This is a genomic window from Chromobacterium sp. LK1, from assembly GCF_001043555.1.
GTDB classification, from domain to species: domain Bacteria; phylum Pseudomonadota; class Gammaproteobacteria; order Burkholderiales; family Chromobacteriaceae; genus Chromobacterium; species Chromobacterium aquaticum.
On record NZ_LDUI01000045.1, the window covers coordinates 39,523 to 57,275 of the forward strand.

Sequence of the window (17,753 nt, forward strand, 5' to 3'; positions counted from 1 at the left end):
TACATGGAGAAGAACATGCTGATTGAAGTCACCGTCCCGCAACTGCCCGAGTCCGTATCCGAAGCCACGCTGATGAGCTGGCACAAGAAGGTTGGCCAAGCCGTCAGCCGCGACGAGAACCTGATCGACCTGGAAACCGACAAGGTGGTGCTGGAACTGCCGGCGCCCCAGGCAGGCGTGATCGTTGAAATCATCGTGGAAGACGGCGCCACCGTGGTGTCCGGCCAACTGATCGCCAAGATCGACACCGCCGCCAAGGCCGGTGACGTGGCTCCGGCCGCTGCAGCCGCTCCGGCTCCGGCAGCCGCTCCGGCGCCCGCCGCCGCTCCGGCTGGCGCCGCCGCGATGCCGTCCGCCGCCAAGCTGGCCGCCGAAACTGGCGTGGATCTGTCCAAGGTGGCCGGTTCCGGCCGCGACGGCCGCGTGCTGAAGGAAGACGTGCAGGCCGCCAAGCAAGCCGCTCCGGCCCAGGCCGGTCCGGTGATCGGTTCCGGCGCCGCGCTGTCCGCCACCCCGGCCGCGGTCAATGTCGCCGCCATCCTGTCCGACCGTCCGGAACAAAGCGTGCCGATGTCCCGCCTGCGCCAGCGCGTGGCCGAGCGGCTGATCCTGTCGCAGCAGACCAACGCCATCCTCACTACCTTCAATGAAGTGAACATGAAGCCGGTGATGGACCTGCGCGCTAAGTACAAGGATCGCTTCGAGAAAGAGCACGGCATCAAGCTGGGCTTCATGGGCTTCTTCGTCAAGGCCGTGGTCGCCGCGCTGAAGAAATACCCCATCGTCAACGCTTCCGTTGATGGTAACAACATCATCTATCACGGCTACTTCGATATCGGCGTGGCCGTGGGCAGCCCGCGCGGCCTGGTGGTGCCGGTGATCCGCAACGCCGACCAGCTGAGCCTGGCCGACATCGAGAAGCAGATCGCCGACTTCGGCAAGCGCGCGCAGGAAGGCAAGCTGACCGTGGAAGAACTGACCGGCGGCACCTACACCATCTCCAACGGCGGCACCTTCGGCTCGATGATGTCGACCCCCATCATCAACCCGCCGCAGTCCGCGATCCTGGGCATGCACGCCACCAAGGAGCGCGCCGTGGTTGAGAACGGTCAAGTGGTGGTGCGTCCGATGATGTATCTTGCCCAGTCCTACGACCACCGCATCATCGACGGCCGCGAAGCCGTGCTGAGCCTGGTGGCGATCAAGGACGCGATTGAAGATCCGGCCCGCCTGATCCTCGACTTGTAATCACCCGCGGCCGGGAGCGCGCTCCCGGCCTGTCTTGCGATGAATGGAGCTTGAATGCAGTTGCCCGACTGGTTTTACGGAATCGCCGCCATCCTGGCCGGCGTGGCCATAGGCTGGCTGACCTGGAAAAAACGCCGCAACGGCGTGCGCGAGGATCTGTACAGCCTGATCGGCAAAAGCATTCTCTGCCTGTTCATGATCGCATTCGGCATTCTGCTGCTGAAGGTCGGCAAATAGACCCGGCAGCCGGCGGGCCGCGCGCCCGCCACCGACCAAGGAAAACAAGATGAGCCAATCGTTTGATGTAGTGGTGATCGGCGGCGGTCCCGGCGGCTATGTGGCCGCCATCCGCGCCGCCCAGCTGGGTTTCAACACCGCCTGCGTGGACGCGTTCAAGAATCCGGAAGGCAAGCCGTCGCTGGGCGGCACCTGCCTGAACGTGGGTTGCATTCCGTCCAAGGCGCTGCTGCAGTCGTCGGAAAACTTCCACGCGGTACAGCACGACTTCGCCAAGCACGGCATCAGCGTGTCCGGCGCCAAGATGGACGTGGCGCAGATGATTGCGCGCAAGAGCGACATCATCACCAAGAACGCCGCTGGCATCAATTTCCTGTTCAAGAAGAATAAGGTCGCCAACATCCACGGCCTGGCCGCCTTCAAGGGCCGCCAGGGCGACAAGTGGCTGATCGAAGTCAGCGACGGCGGCAAGGTGGTGGATACCCTGGAAGCCAGCCACGTGATCGTGGCCACCGGCTCCAGCCCGCGCGCGCTGCCGGGCCTGGCCACCGACAACAAGCTGGTGCTGGACAATGAAGGCGCGCTGGCGCTGACCGAGGTGCCCAAGCGCCTGGGCGTGATCGGCGCCGGCGTGATCGGCCTGGAAATGGGCTCGGTTTGGAAGCGTCTGGGCGCGGAAGTCACCATCCTGGAAGCGATGCCGACCTTCCTCGCCGCCGCGGATCAACAGATCGCCAAGGAAGCCTTCAAGACCCTGACCAAGGACACCGGCCTCGACATCAAGCTGGGCGTCAAGATCGGCGAAGTGAAGGCCGGCAAGAAGAGCGTCACCGTCAATTACGAACTGAACGGCGAAGCGGTCAAGGCCGAGTTCGACAAGCTGATCGTGTCCATCGGCCGCGTGCCCAACACCCAGGGCCTGGGCGCGGACGTGGTGGGCCTGCAGCTGGACGAGCGCGGTTTCGTGGTGGTGGACGATCACTGCCACGCCAATCTGCCCAATGTCTGGGCGATTGGCGACGTGGTGCGCGGCCCGATGCTGGCGCACAAGGCGTCGGAAGAGGGCGTGGCCGTGGCCGAGCGCATCGCCGGCCAGAAGCCGCATGTGGACTTCGGCGTGATTCCGTGGGTGATCTACACTTCGCCTGAAATCGCCTGGGTCGGCAAGACCGAAGAGCAGCTGAAAGCCGAGGGCGTCGAGTACAAGAAGGGCAGTTCCGGCTTTGGCGCCAACGGCCGCGCGCTGGGCCTGGGCCAGGCGCAAGGCACGGTCAAGATCCTGGCCTGCGCCAAGACCGACCGCATCCTGGGCCTGCACATGATAGGCCCGATGGTGTCCGAACTGGTCAGCGAAGGCGTGGTGTCGATGGAGTTCAAGGCCGCCAGCGAAGACTTGGCGCGCATTGTCCACGCCCACCCGTCCTTGTCGGAAGTGATACACGAAGCGGCGCTGGCCGCCGACAAGCGCGCTTTGCACGGCTAAGCGTTGGCCGGGTCGTGTACAATCGCGCACGGCTCGGCAAAACGGCCCCCTCGGGGGCCGATTGACGGAGTGTGCGGCGGCGGCGCTTAGCCTGGGGGGTAAGCGCCGCGCGCCAGATACATTCAAGGTTTACACGCGACTCAAAGAAATTGGGCGTCGGCCTCGGCCCGCCATCCATTTCTCCGAAAGGAAACCATAGATGAACCTGCACGAATACCAAGCGAAAGAGCTGCTGGCCAAGTACGGCCTGCCGGTGCAACAGGGCATTCTGGCCGCTACGCCGGAAGAAGCCGCTGCCGCTTATGACAAACTGGGCGGCAAATTCGCCGTCGTCAAGGCTCAGGTGCATGCCGGCGGCCGCGGCAAGGCCGGTGGCGTGAAAGTGGTGAAAAGCCGCGAAGAAGCCGCCGAAGTGGCCAAGGGCCTGATCGGCAAGAACCTGGTGACCTACCAGACCGACGCCGCCGGCCAGCCGGTGAACAGCGTGCTGGTGTGCGAAGACATGTACCCGGTGCAGCGCGAACTCTACCTGGGCGCCGTGGTTGACCGCGGCAGCCAGCGCGTGGTGTTCATGGTGTCCACCGAAGGCGGCGTGGAAATCGAGAAAGTAGCCGAGGAAACCCCGGAAAAGATCATCAAGATCGAGGTTGATCCGCTGGTGGGCATGCAGCCGTTCCAGGCTCGCGACGCCGCGTTCGCGCTGGAACTGAAGGGCGAGCAGGTTGCCGCCTTCACCAAGCTGATGCTGGGTTCTTACAAGGCCTTCGTTGAAAACGACTTCGCCCTGTTCGAAGTGAACCCGCTGGCGCTGCGCGAAAACGGCCAGCTGGCCTGCGTGGACGGCAAGATCAACCTGGATTCCAACGCCCTGTACCGTCACCCGGAACTGCTGGCGCAACGCGACAAGAGCCAGGAGAACGAACGCGAAGTGAAGGCTTCCGAGTTCGACCTGAACTACGTGGCGCTGGAAGGCAATATCGGCTGCATGGTGAACGGCGCTGGCCTGGCGATGGCCACCATGGACATCATCAAGCTGAAGGGCGGCCAGCCGGCCAACTTCCTGGACGTGGGCGGCGGCGCCACCAAGGAGCGCGTGATCGAGGCGTTCAAGCTGATCCTGGCCGATACCTCGGTGCAGGGCGTGCTGATCAATATCTTCGGCGGCATCGTGCGTTGCGACATGATCGCCGAGGCCATCATCGCCGCGGTGAAGGAAGTGAACGTGACCGTGCCGGTAGTGGTGCGTCTGGAAGGCAACAACGCCGAACTGGGCGCCAAGATCCTGGACGATTCCGGTCTGAAACTGACTTCCGCCCAGGGTCTGAACGACGCTGCCGAGAAGATCGTCGCCGCCGTCAAGGCCGCTGCCTGAGACCCGCACTGAGCTGAGGAATACAAAATGAGCGTATTGGTAAACAAAGACACCAAAGTGCTGGTGCAAGGCTTCACCGGCAAGAATGGCACTTTCCACGCCGAGCAGGCGCTGAAAGTGGGCACCAAGGTCGTAGGCGGCGTGACCCCGGGCAAGGGCGGTTCCGAGCACCTGGGCCTGCCGGTGTTCAACACCATGAAGGACGCCGTGCGTCAGACCCAGGCCGACGCCTCGGTGATCTACGTGCCCGCGGCCTTCGCCAAGGATTCCATCCTGGAAGCCATCGACAGCGGCGTGAAGCTGATCGTCTGCATCACCGAAGGCGTGCCCACCCTGGACATGCTCTACGTGAAGAAGGCCGTGGACGAAGCCGGCATCCGCCTGATCGGCCCGAACTGCCCCGGCATCATCACCCCGGGCGAGTGCAAGATCGGCATCATGCCGTGGCACATCCACAACCCGGGCCGCATCGGCATCGTGTCCCGCTCCGGCACCCTGACCTATGAAGCCGTGGCGCAAACCACCGCTCTGGGCCTGGGCCAGTCCACCTGCATCGGCATCGGCGGCGACCCGATCCCGGGCACCAGCCACATCGACGCGCTGAAACTGTTCCAGGATGATCCGGACACCGACGCCATCGTGATGATCGGCGAAATCGGCGGTTCCGCCGAGGAAGAGGCGGCCGAGTTCGCCAAGTCCTACGTGACCAAGCCGGTGGTCGGCTACATCGCCGGCGTCACCGCGCCCAAGGGCAAGCGCATGGGCCACGCGGGCGCCATCATCTCCGGCGGCAAGGGCACGGCGGAAGAGAAGTTCAAGGCCTTCGAGAAGGCCGGCATCGCCTACACCCGCAGCCCGGCGGAAATCGGCAAGACCATGTTCGAGTTGCTGAAAAGCAAGGGCATGATCTAAGAAGCGGTTCACGATCTGCTGCGCTTGTTCTAGCGCGCGAGATCGTGGATGGATTCTAAGGCCGCAAACAAAACACCCCTGGCTGGCCAGGGGTGTTTTTTTATGCGCCGCCGTTCAGGCGTAGCGCGCGCAGACGCGGTCGAAAGGCGGCCGGTAGCGCGGATTGACGTAGGGCGCCACCAGGTAAAGCAGGCTGCGGCAGCCATCCTTCACCATGCGCTCCAGCTCACTGGGCGTGGCGGAGTGCTTGAGCGTGGTTACCCAGCCGGTCTGCACCATCTGGAAATGCTGGACCAGGTGAGCCAACTGCTTGTCGTCGCCCTGCAGCACTTCCTGTTCGCGCAAGCGGGCGAACAGCTGGGCCAGCTTGCCGGCCAACTGGCCGCGCGATAGCTGCTGGTGGTTTTCCGCCAGTTCCGGGTGCAAGTAGTACAGGCTGGGCATGCTCTTGGGCAGGAAGCGGAAGCTCCAGATGTGGCGCAGCGTTTTTTCCATCGCGCCCACCATCGCTTCTATCGAGTTGCTGTGCTTGAGCGCGGCGGACAGTTGTTCCGCCATGCCCTTGACGTAGCGCTGGTACAGCTCGCTGATGATCTCTTCCTTGTTGCGGAAGTGATAGTAGAGCTTGCCGGTGCTGATATTCATCCGCTCGGCGATATGGTTGGTGGTGATGACGCGCTCGCCCTCCTGATTGAACAGCTGCAGGCTGGCGTCGATGATGTGCTGAAAGGTTTGCGACCGCTCGCCGCTCTTACTCATATTGGCCCCTTTCTCTCGAATATCCAGGCGCTGACAGCCTTAAGCCGGCGCGCCCAGGCGCAAGTATCGCTCAAATCCGGGTGAAATTGTCACCATTAGGGCAAATTGTCGACGTTTTGTGGCGCTTCGACGTAGAAGAGCGCGTATCTGCATGATTTAAGGTGGAGCTTGATCGCAAATGCATGCCTCTCTCTGTTATTTGATTTAAAACATGCTCAAATATTTAAATACATTGTTATTTTTAACAATGCATGACATCTCGTATGACGGATAATAAGGCTTTTATCAGCAACGGCTTATCATGCGCTCCATCCGTCACAAGCTCACGCTGCTGACAGCGGTGTCCATTCTGGTCGCCACGCTCAGCATCACCATCACCGCCTGCCTGAATATCCGTTCCCATGCCTACCAAGAAGCGGAGCGCGAGATCAACCAGGTCGCCCAACTACAGGGCGGCTTCGTATCCGAATGGCTATCGGTCCGCAAGAACCTGATCAGCGCCAGCCTCAGCCACGCCGACGACGCACAGGTCAGCTACTACCTGCAGCAGCTGGCCAAGGGCGGTGGCTTCAATGTGATCTATGCTGGCAACGGCGTCACCGGCGACATGAAGTATTCGGTGCCGGGGCGTCCCAAGCCCAGCGCCGACTATCAGCCGGCGCAGCGCCCGTGGTTCCAGCAGTCCAAGGCCCAGGACGGCCTGATCGTCACTGATCCATACAAGGACTCGGAGCCGGAAACCAAGGACAAGCTGGTGATCACCATCGCCGACAAGGTCAAGGGCCAGGAGATCGTGGTGGGCGGCGACATCTTGATCGACAAGCTGGTCAAGTCGGTGCTGGACATCAAGCTGGCCGGCAAGGGCCATGCCTTCCTGCTGACCAAGCAAGGCAAGATCATCGCCTATCCCAAGCCGGGCAATGAGCTCAAGCCCATCGGCAGCGTGATTCCGGCGCTGGACGAGGCCGCGTTCGCCAGCCTGCTGCAAAGCGATCAGGCCAAGAGCGTGGAGATAGACGGCGGCGCCTATATGGTGGCCTTGCGTCCGATCGCCGGTTCCGACTGGGTGATGGGCGTGGCCGCGGACGAAGACGTGATCTCCTCCCAGGTCAACGGCATCATCTGGCTGATCGCCGGCGCCGTCGCCATCGTGTTGGTGGTGATGCTGACCTTCAGCTCCGCCTATCTGGGCCGTCTGCTCAAGGGCCTATTCCAGGTGCGCGACGCGATGCGCGAGATTTCCCAGGGCGAAGGCGATCTGACTCGCCGCATCGAAGTGGCCGGCGAAGACGAAGTGGCGCAGACCGCCGAAGCCTTCAACCAGTTCGTGCAGCGCCTGAACGGCATGTTCCGTGAACTGCGCGACGAAGCCGGGCAGCTGACCCAGGGCGTGATCGAAGTCAGCGGCGCGGTGAAGCGTCTGGCCGACGATTCTCATGTGTTGGCGGATATTTCCAGCTCCAACGCGGCGGCGATCGAAGAAGTGACGGTGAGCATTTCCCACATTGCCGACGCCACCCGCGAAACCGACAGCCTGGCGCGCAATACCGGCGAGCATTCGCGCGAGAGCGCCAACGATATGCAGCGCATCAGCAGCGAGATGTCGCGCACCAGCGAATCGGTGGGCGAGCTGTCCAGCTTGCTGGCCTCGCTGGAACAGCGCTCGCAGGAAATTTCCAAGATCACCAATGTGATCCGCGACATCGCCGACCAGACCAATCTGTTGGCCTTGAACGCGGCGATAGAAGCGGCGCGCGCCGGCGAACAGGGCCGCGGCTTCGCGGTGGTGGCCGATGAAGTGCGCAAGCTGGCCGAGCGCACCGGCCAGGCCACGGTGGAAATCAGCCAGATGGTGGAAAACATCCTGGGCGAAACCGGCAAGGCGGTGCAGAACATGAACACCACGGTTGGCGCGGTGGACGCCAGCGTGGACCTGACCGGCCAGGCGCGCGCGCGGCTGACCGCGATCGGCGACGCGATGCAGCAAGTGATAGACAAGATCGGCGACGTGGCGCTATCCACCAGCGAGCAGCACAACGCCACCACGGCGATGGCGCAGAGCACCGAGTCGATCAACAATCAGATCATCGACTCCGACGCCGCGCTGCAATCGGCGATGCAGACCTTGAGCGCCTTGAACGAGCTGGCGCGCGGGATGCAGAGCACCTTCAACCGCTTCCGTCTCTAAATCAGAGGATTGTCCGCGTAAAGAAACTCTTGCGTGGCCGCATGGTCAGTCATTCAACGCCGGTTCCGTTCAGGAGCCGGCGTTTTGTTATGCTACCGATAATGAAAACGGGGATTGAAGGATTTCGGATGAAGAGATGGATGATGATGTCGGCGCTGCTATTGACCGCCTGCGGCACTTTCCCGACCCAAGAAGGCTATGCGCAGAAGGCGTATTACTGGCAGGGCCGCGATGTGAACCAACTATTGGCGGAGTGGGGCGCGCCGCAGAAAACCCTGAAAATGCCCAATGGCAATATGCTTTACACCTATAGCAAGGAATTCACCCAGCGCGAGCCGCTGCGCGAAAACCGCGTGTACGAGCCGGGCGCCAAGGTGAGCTACAACGAGAACGGCCAGACCAAGACCATAGAAACGCCGGGGCGCTGGGTCAGCTCCGGCATGGTGGGCGGCGGTTCCACCCATTACAGCTGCACCACCAATTTCGTGGTCAATCCCAAGAGCCAGCTGGTGGAAACCGTCAGTTTCGACGGTAATAACTGCGTGGCGGTGCCGCGGCAGTGAGTTCCGGCCCCGCCTGCGGCGGGGCTGCGGAGATTTAGAGCATGTTCACGATCTCGACGGCTCGCGCCGCGGATCGTAACCGGCTCTTACTGGCCGGGCAGCTTCCATTCCCCCTTGCTGCGGAATGGCACTCGACCCATGCCGTTCAGGTCTTCCAGCGTGCCGTTCAGCTGGTATTCCAGCTTGCCGCCGTTGCTGGCCTCCATCGCCTTGCCGATCTGTTTCAGCCAGCCGGCCAGCGAGGTGTGCAATTGCAGCGTGATTAGGCCTTCGCCCAGCGCCGGCACCGCGATCGCCTGATTGCTGACTCCCGTGGCCAGCTTCTCGCCGGCCACGTTCAGTTCCAGCGTCATGCCCTTGGCGTTCAAGGCCAGGTTGTTGGGATTGCTGACCCGCAGGCTGACTTCGAAGCTTTGTTCGAACAGCGTGGTCTTGCCGGGCTTGACGTCGGCGATGCTGATCTGCGGTTTCTGATAGTTTAGCGCCGCGCAGCCGCTCAGCAGCAGCGCGAACAGGGCGATGCCCAGATATCGTTTCATATTCGGTTTTCCTTGGTTTGACTGGTTTTATTCCAAACCGCCCAGCACATCGCGTGTCACCGCCAGCCAGGCGCGCGCCGCGTGCGACAAGTATCCGTTCTTCTGCCAGATCAGCGCCAGATGCCAGACCAGCTTGGGCTCGGCCAGCGGTATCACATCGTAGGCGGCGCGGTCCAGCCGTTCGACGATGGAGCGCGGCAGCAGGGTGACGCCCATATGGGCGGAGACCAGCTCGACGATGAAGTCCCAGTGCGCGCTGCGTCCCACCACGTGCAGCGGCCGGCCCAGCTCGCGGAAGGCGTCGCTGACCCGGCGCGCCAGCGTGAAATCCTGCGGATAGAGCACGAAGGGCTGATCGGCGATCTGCTCCAGCCGCACCACGCTCTGACCGCGCCAAGGCGAGCCGGCCGGCGCCACCAGGCATAGCGGGTCGCGCACCACGGCGAACTGGTCGAAAGCCTGATTATCCACCGGCAGCACCGCCACGCCGATTTCCAGCTCGCCGCTGCGCACGCTGCTTTCTATCGCCAGCGCGCCATCCTCCACCATTTTCAGTTCGATCTGCGGGTAGCGCTGACGGAAGCTGCTGACCACCGGCGCGAAGAAGGCCACGCCCACCATCGGCGGTAGGCCGACCACCAATTCCCCGCGCTTGAGCGCAGACAAGTCGGACAGCTCGGTCTTCAACTGGTTCATCGCCGACAGCACGTCCAGGCCGCGCTCATAGGTGGCGCGGCCGGCGTCGGTGAGCCGGAAGCTGCGTCCCTCGCGCAGGATCAGCGGGCAGCCCAATTCCTCTTCCAGCTGGCGCACCATCTTGCTGATGGTGGGCTGGGTCACATAAAGGGCTTCGGCCGCCTTGGTGAAGCTGTGGCGTTTGACCACTTCGATGAAATAGCGCAGCGCGCGGATGTCCATATGTGCTTGTCCGGATCATGCATTCCAGATTGGAATGCGTGAAATAATTTTAATTCATTTTTTGAATGCATGTCGGCGCTCTATACTCGAAGCACTCCCTGTGTTGTGTAGTGGCTCAATCATGGCAAACCCGAATCTTTCCGCATTCAAGCAAGTGGCGCTGACCGTAGGTCAAGTGGCGCTGCTGAGCGTGGTGTGGATCGCGGCCAGCCAGTTGAGCAGCCATTTCCTGCCTGTGGTGCCCGCCGGCGTGCTGGGTATGTTCCTGGTGCTGGCGGCGCTCTGGCTGGGCTGGTTGCCGCTGGCCTGGTGCCGTAGCGGCGCCCGCTGGTTGTTGGCCGAAATGTTGTTGTTCTTCATTCCCGCCGTGGTGGCGGTGATCCAGTACCCGGACGTGATCATGGCCGCCGGGCTGCGGATCGTGGCGGTGATCGTGCTGTCCACCTTGCTGGTGATGGCGGTGACCTCCTGGGTGGTGGACAAATGTTACCGGCTGGAGGTCGCCATGCGCTGGCATGGCCGCCAGAAACAGGTGAAGACGCATGGAGCATGAGATTGCACTGGCCAGTCTGCTGATTACCGTTGTTTTGTACGGACTGGTCAAAAGGTTTTATCTGAAAAAGCGCAATTGGTGGAGCGCCCCGATTCTGGCGGTGCCGCTGTTGGTGATTGCGCTGGTGGTCCTGGCCAAGGTGCCGTACCGGGTGTATTTCGAAGACACCCGCTGGCTGACCTGGATGTTGGGCCCGGCCACGGTGGCTTTCGCGGTGCCGATCTACGAGCACCGCGCGATGATACGCCGGCACTGGCTGTCGCTGAGTTGCGGCGTGCTGGTGGGCATGCCGGTGGCGGTGTTCAGTTCGATCTGGCTGGCGCGTCTGTTGGGCTTGTCGGATTTGCTGCAGCGCAGCCTGGCGCCGCGTTCGATCAGCACCCCGTTCGCGCTGGCCACGGCTTCCGGTATCGGCGCCTCGCCGGATCTGACCGCGGTGTTCGTGGTGATGACCGGGGTGTGCGGCATGTTGCTGGGCGAAGTGATGCTGGCCTTGCTGCCGCTGCGCTCCAGCCTGGCGCGCGGGGCTCTTTTCGGCGCAGCCGCTCACGCGGCCGGCACCGCCAAGGCCAGCGAGCTGGGCGCCGAAGAAGGCGTGGTGGCCAGCCTGACCATGATGCTGGGCGGCTTGGCGACGGTGTTCGCCGCGCCGCTGATAGGTTTGTTGTTGTAGCTTTGTGTGTGTACTTGTTGTGACCCGCATACCCGTGGGGTGGCGTGCGGTGGTTTCTCCTCATCTCCCCAAACGAGCGTTGTTAGGGCCGACCCAGTGGGTTGGCCCCTTTTTTTGCCCATTCCGCTGCGCATGGACGATAAAAAACCCGGCCGGAGCCGGGTTGAGTATCTAGATCGTTCAGCCCATTTGCTGCGGCGTGATCATGATCTCCACGCGGCGGTTGCGCGCCTTGCCGCTGTCGCTGGCATTGCTGGCCACTGGCTGGGCTGCGCCGTAACCCATGGTGCGCACCCGCACCGAGTTGACGCCCTGGCCTTGCAGGTATTCGGTCACCGACTGGGCGCGTTTCTCCGACAAGGTCTGGTTGTAAGCGGCGGCGCCGCTGCTGTCGGTGTGGCCGGCCACGGTGATCGAGGTGTCGGGGAATTGCACCAGCACGCCGGCGATGTCGGTCAGCGGCTTTTGCACCTTGTCGTTCAACTGGTAGCCGTTGGTGGGGAAGGTGATATTGTTGGGCAGCGATAGCTTGAGCTGGTCGCCGATGCGCTCGACGGCGATCTGGCTGTTCTTCAGCTTCTCGCGCAGTTGTTTTTCCTGGTAATCCATATAGCCGCCGATGCCGGCGCCGATCGCGCCGCAAGCCAGCGCCGAATTGCGGGCGCCCTTGCCGCCATGGGTCAGCGCGCCCACCAGGCCGCAGGCCGCCGCCCCGCCCAATCCGTAAAGGGCGGTCTTGCTGATTTCGGTCTGGCCGGTCTGCGGATTGGTGGTGCAGGCGGACAGGGCCAGCGCGACCAAGGTCGCGACGGCGGTGGCGGGCTTGAACAAACGGGTCATTGCTTCTCCACGGAAGGATGATGAGGGTGCGGGTCCTGGCCGAAGGGCGTGTGGCAAACGCAGGGCTCGCCTTCGGACGCCTCCACCAGGGTTTGCAGAATGCCGCATTCTGCCACGGTATGGTGATCGTGGCAGCGGTCACGCAAGGCCAGCAGCTGCTGCTCCAGCAGGCGCAGGCTTTCCACTTGCTGATGCACCTTGCTGATCTGCTGGTCTATCAGTTGATTGATGTCGTCGCAGGCCAGCGAGGAGTCGGCCTTGAAGGCGGCCAGTTGGCGGATATCGGCCAGCGACATGCCCAGCGAGCGGCAATGCAGGATGAAATTCAGTTCGCCCAATTGTTCGGCGCTATAGCGGCGGTAGCCGGAAGCGCTGCGCTGCGGCGCGGACAGCAGGCCTTCGCGCTCGTAATAACGGATGGTTTCCACTTCGCAGCCGGTCTGGCGCGCCAGTTCTCCAATCAGCATCTCAGCTCTCCCGCAAGATACCCGTCGATAGGGCGGTGGCGGCGATTTGCCGCCGGATGAGAAAATTTTAGCAAAAAAACTTGACCTTGTAGCGACTACAGGGTTTGCAATGAGGCTATATTCATCCGAACCAGGGAGGCAATCATGTTCCATCCAGCGCAAAGAAAGCGGCGCGGGCTTGCGCCGCATGCCGGCCATGCTTCTTGCCGCGGCGGGGAGGGCAAGCCCGATCCGCGCGCGAAGGACGATTGCTGCGGCCACAAACTGGAGGCGGCGCTGCCGGCCCAGCCATCCGCCGCGCACGATCATGAGCACGGCCACAAGCACGACCACGACCACCAGCATGCGGGCCAGGCCTGCTCGGGCCACGACCACGGCGCGGAAGCGCCGCGCGCGGTGTCTTTGGGCGAGGGCGGCCGGCAGCAGGCGCGCTTGCACATCCAGGCGATGGACTGTCCGACCGAGGCCAAGCTGATTGAAAAAGCCTTGGGCGGTATGACGGGGGTGGCCGCGCTGGAGTTCAACTTCATCGAGCGGGTACTGCTGGTGCGTCACGATCTGCCCAATCTGGACGGGGTCAAACAGGCCATCGCCAAGGTGGGCATGAAGGCGGTGGAGCTGACGGACGCCTCTGCGCCGGTGGAACAGCCCAAGGCCTCGCGCCGCGGCAATTGGCTGCTGGCCTTGTCCGGGCTGGCCGCGGTGGGCTCGGAAGGCGTGGCCTGGCTCAGCGGCGCGGATCAGGGCTGGGGCAGCGCGGCGCTGGCCTTGGCCTCCATCCTGCTGGGCGGTATTCCCACCTTGAAGAAGGGCTGGATCGCGCTGTCCACGCGCACGCTCAATATTCATTTCCTGATGTCGGTGGCGGTGATAGGCGCGATGCTGATCGGCCAATGGCCGGAGGCGGCGATGGTGCTGTTCCTGTTCGCCATCGCCGAGCGGCTGGAAGCGATGTCGCTGGCGCGCGCCGGCGAGGCGGTGAAGGCCTTGATGTCGTTGGCGCCGGAAACCGCCTGGCTGCAAAGCGGCGGCGAATGGGTGGAACGACCGGCCGCCGAGGTGGCGCCGGGCAGCCGGGTGCGGGTGCGTCCGGGCGAGCGTGTGCCGCTGGACGGCCGCATTGATCAGGGCCATAGCGCGTTCAACGAAGCGCCTATCACCGGTGAGAGCCTGCCGGTGGACAAATCGCCGGGCGACGCGGTGTTCGCCGGCAGCATCAATGGCAGCGGCGTGGTGGAAGTGCTGACCACGGCGGCGGCCAATGGCAGCGTGCTGGCGCGCATCATCGACACCGTGCGCAATGCCCAGGCCAGCAAGGCGCCGACGCAGCGCTTCATCGACCGCTTCGCGTCGATCTACACCCCGGTGGTGCTGGTCGCCGCGCTGTTATTCGCCGTGGCCACGCCCTTGCTGGGTTGGCTGAGCTGGCACGAGGCGATCTACAACGCGCTGGTGATGCTGGTGATCGCCTGCCCGTGCGCGCTGGTGATCGCCACGCCGGTGACCGTGGTTAGCGCCTTGGCCTCGGCCGCCAAACACGGCCTGCTGATCAAGGGTGGCGCGCCGCTGGAAACGGCGGCCCGGATCGACGCGGTGTGCTTCGACAAGACCGGCACTCTGACCGAGGGCGAGCCGCAGGTGACCGGGGTGGTGGCGCTGGCCGACGCCGATCAGGATCAGTTGCTGCGTTGGGCCGCGGCCTTGGACGCGCATTCCACCCACCCGCTGGCCAAGGCGGTGCTGGCGGCGGCGAGCGCTCGCGGCCTGTCCTGGCCTGAGGCGGAGCAAGTCAGCGAGCAGGCCGGACGCGGCGTCAGCGGTCTGGCGGACGGCCGGAAGCTGGCCTTGGGCAGCAGCCGGCTGGCGCGGGAGCAGGGCGCGTTGAACGAGGCCCTGCAAGCCGAGCTGTCGCGGCTGGAATTGGCCGGCCAGGGGGCGCTGGTGTTGTTGGAGGGCGAGCGCGCGCTGGGCGTGATCGCGGTGGCCGACCGCGTCCGCGCGGAAGCGCCGGCGGCCTTGCGGCAATTGGCCAAGCTGGGCGTGGCGACGGTGATGTTGAGCGGCGACAATCAGCAAGTGGCGCAGGCGGTGGCGGCGCAGACCGGCATCATCGAAGCCCATGGCGGTTTGCTGCCTGAAGACAAGCTGGAGCGCATCATCCGTTTACAAAGCTCCGGCAAGACGGTGGCGATGGTGGGCGACGGCGTCAACGACGCGCCGGCGCTGGCCCGCGCCGACCTGGGCATCGCCATGGGCGCGGCCGGTTCCGACAGCGCGCTGGAAACCGCCGGCGTGGCCTTGATGGATGACAAGTTGGCCAAGCTGGCGGATCTGATCAGCCATGCGCGGCGCACCGCTCAGGTGTTGAAAGTGAATATCGCGGTGGCCTTGCTGACCAAGCTGGTGTTCTTCGCCTTGGCCATGTTCGGTCTGGCCAGCTTGTGGATGGCGGTGTTCGCCGATGTGGGCACCAGCCTGGTGGTGATCGCCAACGGTCTGAGGCTGGCGCGCGGCGTGCGCAAGGCGGAGTGATGGAAACAGCGCCTGGTTCTCAGGGCCTGTTCAAAGTCCCGCGAGCAAGAGCGAGACGAGGCGTTGTGGCTGAGAAAGCGGAATGTACGCGTGGTACATGAGCATTTCGAAGCCGTACTCACCGTGTAACGCTTCACGACGCGCAGCAGGTTTTGTACAGGTTCTCAGGCGTAGGTATCGATGTTGGACCCCAGCCCCGGGCCTTGCTGCTCGGGGCTGTTTATTTTCTGGCGCGCCTGCAGCGGGCTCATCCCCTGTTTGCCAGCCTGCTGCTGCATCAGCTCGATGCGCGCCTGCTGCTCCATTTGCGCGGCGGCGGCGGCGACTGATCGGTCCTGGCCGGAGGGATCGGCGGGCGCCAACGCCGCGCGCTGCACGGTCTGGGCATTGGCTATGGTTTCCTGCGGCGTGCTGCCGCGCGCGAGCCGGATGCTGACTTCGCCGCCTATCGCATATTGCTTGCCGTCCGGCCCTTGTTGGTAGCTATAGGTGGCGCCGCCGCCGGCCAGTGCGCCGCCGGCTGCCAAGTGGGCCTGCTCGTGCTGGCGCACATCGCTGTCGCGGGCCTTCAGTTCTTCCACCTGTTTTTGCTGCTGCTCGTCCAATGGCTTGCCGTCGATGCCGCGCGCGGCATTGGGCTTGGCTTGATCCGTCGGCTTCGACGCGGTATCGGTGTTGTCGGCGCGATTTCCGGACGCAGCCGCCGCCGCCACCGGCGTCGCGGCGCTGGCCAGGCTTTGCTGGCAGGCGGGACACTGGCAGTTGGGGCCATGGGCGGTCTGCAGCGCATAGCCGCCATAGGTCCCGTAGCTGGAGATTCCGGAAAGGCTCATGAATTCATGGTTTTAGCTTGATATTCATCAGTTTAGCCGCTATGGAAGGCTTTGGCCAAATCAAAGGCGCTCCCCGGCGGAATGGGCAAAAACTGTTTAAAACGGAGGGATGGGGGCACAATAGGCGGTTTCGGATTTTCTGGGAGCGAAACATGGCGCAGCAAGCGGAGCAGGCGAGTCAGCGTGAACTGGTGATGTCGGTGCTGATGACGCCGGACATGGCCAATTTTTCCGGCAATGTCCATGGTGGAGTGTTGCTGAAGTTGTTGGACCAAGTGGCTTACGCCTGTGCCAGCCGTTACGCCGGCTGCTATGTGGTGACGCTGTCGGTGGATCAGGTGCTGTTCAAGCAGGCCATCCATGTCGGCGAGCTGGTTACCTTCCTGGCCTGCGTCAATCACGTGGGGCGTACTTCGATGGAGGTGGGCATCAAGGTGGTGGCCGAGGACATCCAGAAGCGCACGGTGCGTCACACCAATAGTTGCTATTTCACCATGGTGGCGTTCGAGAACGGCAAGGCGGTGCCGGTGCCGCCGCTGACGCTGGAAACCGCGGAGCAGCAACACCGTTTCCGCGACGCGGAAATCCGCAAGAAAATGCGGATGGAAACCGAGCAGCGCATGCGCCAGGCGTCCAGCCAGGACGACGGCGATGCCTGAGGCGGCATTCACCCTATTGCATAGCGATCCCCGCTTTTATCTGTTGGACAAGGCGCCCGGCGTCAGCTTTCACCGCGACGGCGATGAGGCCGGGCTGATGGAAGCCGCGCGCGCCGTCCTGGGCGACGACGCGCTATGGCCGGTACACCGGCTGGACCGCATCACCTCCGGCTTGATCCTGGTGGCGCGCTCGGCGGAAACGGCGGCGCGGTTGGGCGAGGCCTTCGCCGGCCGCGAGATCGAGAAATATTATCTGGCGCTGTCGGACCGCAAGCCGGGAAAGAAACAGGGCAAGGTGGCCGGCGATATGGCCAAGGGCCGCGGCGGCGCCTGGCGCTTGCTGGCCAGCCAGCAGAACCCGGCGGTGACGCAGTTTTTCAGTTATTCGTTGCAGCCGGGCCTGCGTCTGTTCCTGCTGCGGCCGCGCAGCGGCAAAACGCATCAGCTTAGAGTGGCATTGAAGTCGCAATCGGCGCCGATACTGGGCGATGCGCTCTATGGCGGCACGCTGGCGGACCGCGGCTATCTGCATGCCTACGCTCTGCGTTTCGAGCTGGAGGGCGAGCGCTTCAGCTTTGTCTGCGCGCCCAGCCACGGCGAAGCGTTTGTGTCCGAAGTCTGCGGCGCGGCGTTGCGAGGCTTGGGCGAGCCCTGGGATTTGAACTGGCCGGCGGTGTGAGCGGCCGGCCGCGGCCTGCTTAGAACCTGTTTACGATCTCCGGAGCAATAGAGCCAGGAAAGCCAAGTGGATGAACTGCAAGCTGGTATTCAGCTTCCGCTCGCAGTTCTTCCACAGCCTTCTGCTCTTTTCCAACCATGCGAAGCTGCGCTCAACAATCCATCGTTTGGGCATCACCTTGAACGTATGCAACTCGCTTCTCTTGGCAATCTGTACCGTCACATACCCGCCCAGAATCTCCCGCACTCCCTGCGCGAAGGGCTGGCCCATGTAGCCGCTGTCGCACAGCAGGCTTTGC

General features: G+C 63.4%; 19 protein-coding genes. 12 read left to right on the forward strand and 7 right to left on the reverse strand.

Annotation, left to right across the window (positions count from 1 at the left end; all coding sequences use genetic code 11):
* Positions 1 to 15: 15 nt before the first annotated feature.
* The 5 genes from odhB (at position 16) to sucD (ending at position 5,252) form a co-directional block, all read left to right on the forward strand.
* On the forward strand, positions 16 to 1,248 hold the full coding sequence (gene odhB / locus VI26_RS19270; RefSeq protein WP_048411400.1) for a 2-oxoglutarate dehydrogenase complex dihydrolipoyllysine-residue succinyltransferase: 1,233 nt from the start codon (positions 16 to 18) through the stop codon (positions 1,246 to 1,248).
* A 54-nt stretch (positions 1,249 to 1,302) separates the two neighbouring features.
* A complete protein-coding gene (locus VI26_RS19275; protein WP_048411385.1) occupies positions 1,303 to 1,485 on the forward strand; it encodes a hypothetical protein in 183 nt (60 codons plus the stop codon).
* A gap of 49 nt (positions 1,486 to 1,534) precedes the next feature.
* Complete coding sequence (lpdA, locus tag VI26_RS19280) at positions 1,535 to 2,968, forward strand: dihydrolipoyl dehydrogenase (RefSeq protein ID WP_048411386.1); 1,434 nt, start codon at positions 1,535 to 1,537, stop codon at positions 2,966 to 2,968.
* Positions 2,969 to 3,167: 199 nt separating this feature from the next.
* Positions 3,168 to 4,340 (forward strand): ADP-forming succinate--CoA ligase subunit beta, encoded by a 1,173-nt coding sequence (sucC, locus tag VI26_RS19285; RefSeq protein ID WP_048411387.1) that lies wholly within the window; start codon positions 3,168 to 3,170, stop codon positions 4,338 to 4,340.
* Between the two features lie 27 nt (positions 4,341 to 4,367).
* Positions 4,368 to 5,252 (forward strand): succinate--CoA ligase subunit alpha, encoded by an 885-nt coding sequence (sucD, locus tag VI26_RS19290; RefSeq protein WP_043592732.1) that lies wholly within the window; start codon positions 4,368 to 4,370, stop codon positions 5,250 to 5,252.
* 114 nt (positions 5,253 to 5,366) lie between these two features.
* Here sucD and VI26_RS23405 read toward each other — a convergent pair whose 3' ends face one another.
* Positions 5,367 to 6,011 carry a TetR/AcrR family transcriptional regulator gene (locus VI26_RS23405; protein WP_053074534.1) on the reverse strand — a complete coding sequence of 215 codons (645 nt, stop codon included), beginning with the start codon at positions 6,009 to 6,011 and terminating at the stop codon, positions 5,367 to 5,369.
* Positions 6,012 to 6,312: 301 nt separating this feature from the next.
* Between VI26_RS23405 and VI26_RS19300 the strand changes: the two genes are divergently transcribed.
* Both VI26_RS19300 and VI26_RS19305 read left to right on the forward strand, forming a co-directional pair.
* Positions 6,313 to 8,199: a methyl-accepting chemotaxis protein gene (locus tag VI26_RS19300; RefSeq protein WP_048411388.1), complete on the forward strand. Its 1,887-nt coding sequence runs from the start codon at positions 6,313 to 6,315 to the stop codon at positions 8,197 to 8,199.
* A gap of 128 nt (positions 8,200 to 8,327) precedes the next feature.
* Positions 8,328 to 8,762: a hypothetical protein gene (locus VI26_RS19305; protein WP_082151160.1), complete on the forward strand. Its 435-nt coding sequence runs from the start codon at positions 8,328 to 8,330 to the stop codon at positions 8,760 to 8,762.
* Positions 8,763 to 8,848: 86 nt separating this feature from the next.
* Here the strand turns inward: VI26_RS19305 and VI26_RS19310 are convergent, their stop codons facing one another.
* Together VI26_RS19310 and VI26_RS19315 are read right to left on the reverse strand one after the other, a co-directional pair.
* Complete coding sequence (locus VI26_RS19310) at positions 8,849 to 9,301, reverse strand: LEA type 2 family protein (RefSeq protein ID WP_048411390.1); 453 nt, start codon at positions 9,299 to 9,301, stop codon at positions 8,849 to 8,851.
* A gap of 27 nt (positions 9,302 to 9,328) precedes the next feature.
* A complete protein-coding gene (locus tag VI26_RS19315) occupies positions 9,329 to 10,219 on the reverse strand; it encodes a LysR family transcriptional regulator (protein ID WP_048411391.1) in 891 nt (296 codons plus the stop codon).
* Positions 10,220 to 10,340: 121 nt separating this feature from the next.
* On the opposite strand from VI26_RS19315, the gene VI26_RS19320 reads away from it, so the two are divergent.
* Positions 10,341 to 10,772 (forward strand): CidA/LrgA family protein, encoded by a 432-nt coding sequence (locus VI26_RS19320; protein WP_048411392.1) that lies wholly within the window; start codon positions 10,341 to 10,343, stop codon positions 10,770 to 10,772.
* On the forward strand, positions 10,762 to 11,445 hold the full coding sequence (locus VI26_RS19325) for an LrgB family protein (RefSeq protein WP_048411393.1): 684 nt from the start codon (positions 10,762 to 10,764) through the stop codon (positions 11,443 to 11,445). Before VI26_RS19320 ends, VI26_RS19325 begins: the two co-directional genes overlap by 11 nt.
* Positions 11,446 to 11,625: 180 nt before the next feature.
* Here the strand turns inward: VI26_RS19325 and VI26_RS19330 are convergent, their stop codons facing one another.
* Positions 11,626 to 12,285, reverse strand: coding sequence for an OmpA family protein (locus tag VI26_RS19330; RefSeq protein WP_048411394.1), 660 nt, complete (start codon positions 12,283 to 12,285; stop codon positions 11,626 to 11,628).
* Positions 12,282 to 12,752, reverse strand: coding sequence for a Cd(II)/Pb(II)-responsive transcriptional regulator (locus tag VI26_RS19335; protein ID WP_048411395.1), 471 nt, complete (start codon positions 12,750 to 12,752; stop codon positions 12,282 to 12,284). Before VI26_RS19335 ends, VI26_RS19330 begins: the two co-directional genes overlap by 4 nt.
* A gap of 144 nt (positions 12,753 to 12,896) precedes the next feature.
* On the opposite strand from VI26_RS19335, the gene VI26_RS19340 reads away from it, so the two are divergent.
* Positions 12,897 to 15,284 carry a heavy metal translocating P-type ATPase gene (locus VI26_RS19340; RefSeq protein ID WP_082151161.1) on the forward strand — a complete coding sequence of 796 codons (2,388 nt, stop codon included), beginning with the start codon at positions 12,897 to 12,899 and terminating at the stop codon, positions 15,282 to 15,284.
* A 164-nt stretch (positions 15,285 to 15,448) separates the two neighbouring features.
* Here the strand turns inward: VI26_RS19340 and VI26_RS19345 are convergent, their stop codons facing one another.
* Positions 15,449 to 16,117 carry a putative metalloprotease CJM1_0395 family protein gene (locus tag VI26_RS19345; RefSeq protein ID WP_053074535.1) on the reverse strand — a complete coding sequence of 223 codons (669 nt, stop codon included), beginning with the start codon at positions 16,115 to 16,117 and terminating at the stop codon, positions 15,449 to 15,451.
* 152 nt (positions 16,118 to 16,269) lie between these two features.
* Between VI26_RS19345 and VI26_RS19350 the strand changes: the two genes are divergently transcribed.
* Positions 16,270 to 16,776 carry an acyl-CoA thioesterase gene (locus VI26_RS19350; protein ID WP_048411396.1) on the forward strand — a complete coding sequence of 169 codons (507 nt, stop codon included), beginning with the start codon at positions 16,270 to 16,272 and terminating at the stop codon, positions 16,774 to 16,776.
* Positions 16,769 to 17,455, forward strand: coding sequence for a TIGR01621 family pseudouridine synthase (locus VI26_RS19355; RefSeq protein ID WP_048411397.1), 687 nt, complete (start codon positions 16,769 to 16,771; stop codon positions 17,453 to 17,455). Before VI26_RS19350 ends, VI26_RS19355 begins: the two co-directional genes overlap by 8 nt.
* Positions 17,456 to 17,485: 30 nt before the next feature.
* On the opposite strand, the gene VI26_RS19360 is transcribed toward VI26_RS19355, so the two are convergent.
* Positions 17,486 to 17,753: transposase (locus VI26_RS19360; RefSeq protein WP_048411404.1), on the reverse strand; the 268-nt coding region annotated here is incomplete at its 5' end.

Coding starts and splice junctions, on each gene's coding strand:
- odhB (WP_048411400.1), top strand. CDS start 16: ATGCTGATTGAAGTCACCGTCCCGCAACTGCCCGAGTCCGTATCCGAA.
- VI26_RS19275 (WP_048411385.1), top strand. CDS start 1,303: ATGCAGTTGCCCGACTGGTTTTACGGAATCGCCGCCATCCTGGCCGGC.
- lpdA (WP_048411386.1), top strand. CDS start 1,535: ATGAGCCAATCGTTTGATGTAGTGGTGATCGGCGGCGGTCCCGGCGGC.
- sucC (WP_048411387.1), top strand. CDS start 3,168: ATGAACCTGCACGAATACCAAGCGAAAGAGCTGCTGGCCAAGTACGGC.
- sucD (WP_043592732.1), top strand. CDS start 4,368: ATGAGCGTATTGGTAAACAAAGACACCAAAGTGCTGGTGCAAGGCTTC.
- VI26_RS23405 (WP_053074534.1), bottom strand. CDS start 6,011: ATGAGTAAGAGCGGCGAGCGGTCGCAAACCTTTCAGCACATCATCGAC.
- VI26_RS19300 (WP_048411388.1), top strand. CDS start 6,313: ATGCGCTCCATCCGTCACAAGCTCACGCTGCTGACAGCGGTGTCCATT.
- VI26_RS19305 (WP_082151160.1), top strand. CDS start 8,328: ATGAAGAGATGGATGATGATGTCGGCGCTGCTATTGACCGCCTGCGGC.
- VI26_RS19310 (WP_048411390.1), bottom strand. CDS start 9,301: ATGAAACGATATCTGGGCATCGCCCTGTTCGCGCTGCTGCTGAGCGGC.
- VI26_RS19315 (WP_048411391.1), bottom strand. CDS start 10,219: ATGGACATCCGCGCGCTGCGCTATTTCATCGAAGTGGTCAAACGCCAC.
- VI26_RS19320 (WP_048411392.1), top strand. CDS start 10,341: ATGGCAAACCCGAATCTTTCCGCATTCAAGCAAGTGGCGCTGACCGTA.
- VI26_RS19325 (WP_048411393.1), top strand. CDS start 10,762: ATGGAGCATGAGATTGCACTGGCCAGTCTGCTGATTACCGTTGTTTTG.
- VI26_RS19330 (WP_048411394.1), bottom strand. CDS start 12,285: ATGACCCGTTTGTTCAAGCCCGCCACCGCCGTCGCGACCTTGGTCGCG.
- VI26_RS19335 (WP_048411395.1), bottom strand. CDS start 12,752: ATGCTGATTGGAGAACTGGCGCGCCAGACCGGCTGCGAAGTGGAAACC.
- VI26_RS19340 (WP_082151161.1), top strand. CDS start 12,897: ATGTTCCATCCAGCGCAAAGAAAGCGGCGCGGGCTTGCGCCGCATGCC.
- VI26_RS19345 (WP_053074535.1), bottom strand. CDS start 16,117: ATGAGCCTTTCCGGAATCTCCAGCTACGGGACCTATGGCGGCTATGCG.
- VI26_RS19350 (WP_048411396.1), top strand. CDS start 16,270: ATGGCGCAGCAAGCGGAGCAGGCGAGTCAGCGTGAACTGGTGATGTCG.
- VI26_RS19355 (WP_048411397.1), top strand. CDS start 16,769: ATGCCTGAGGCGGCATTCACCCTATTGCATAGCGATCCCCGCTTTTAT.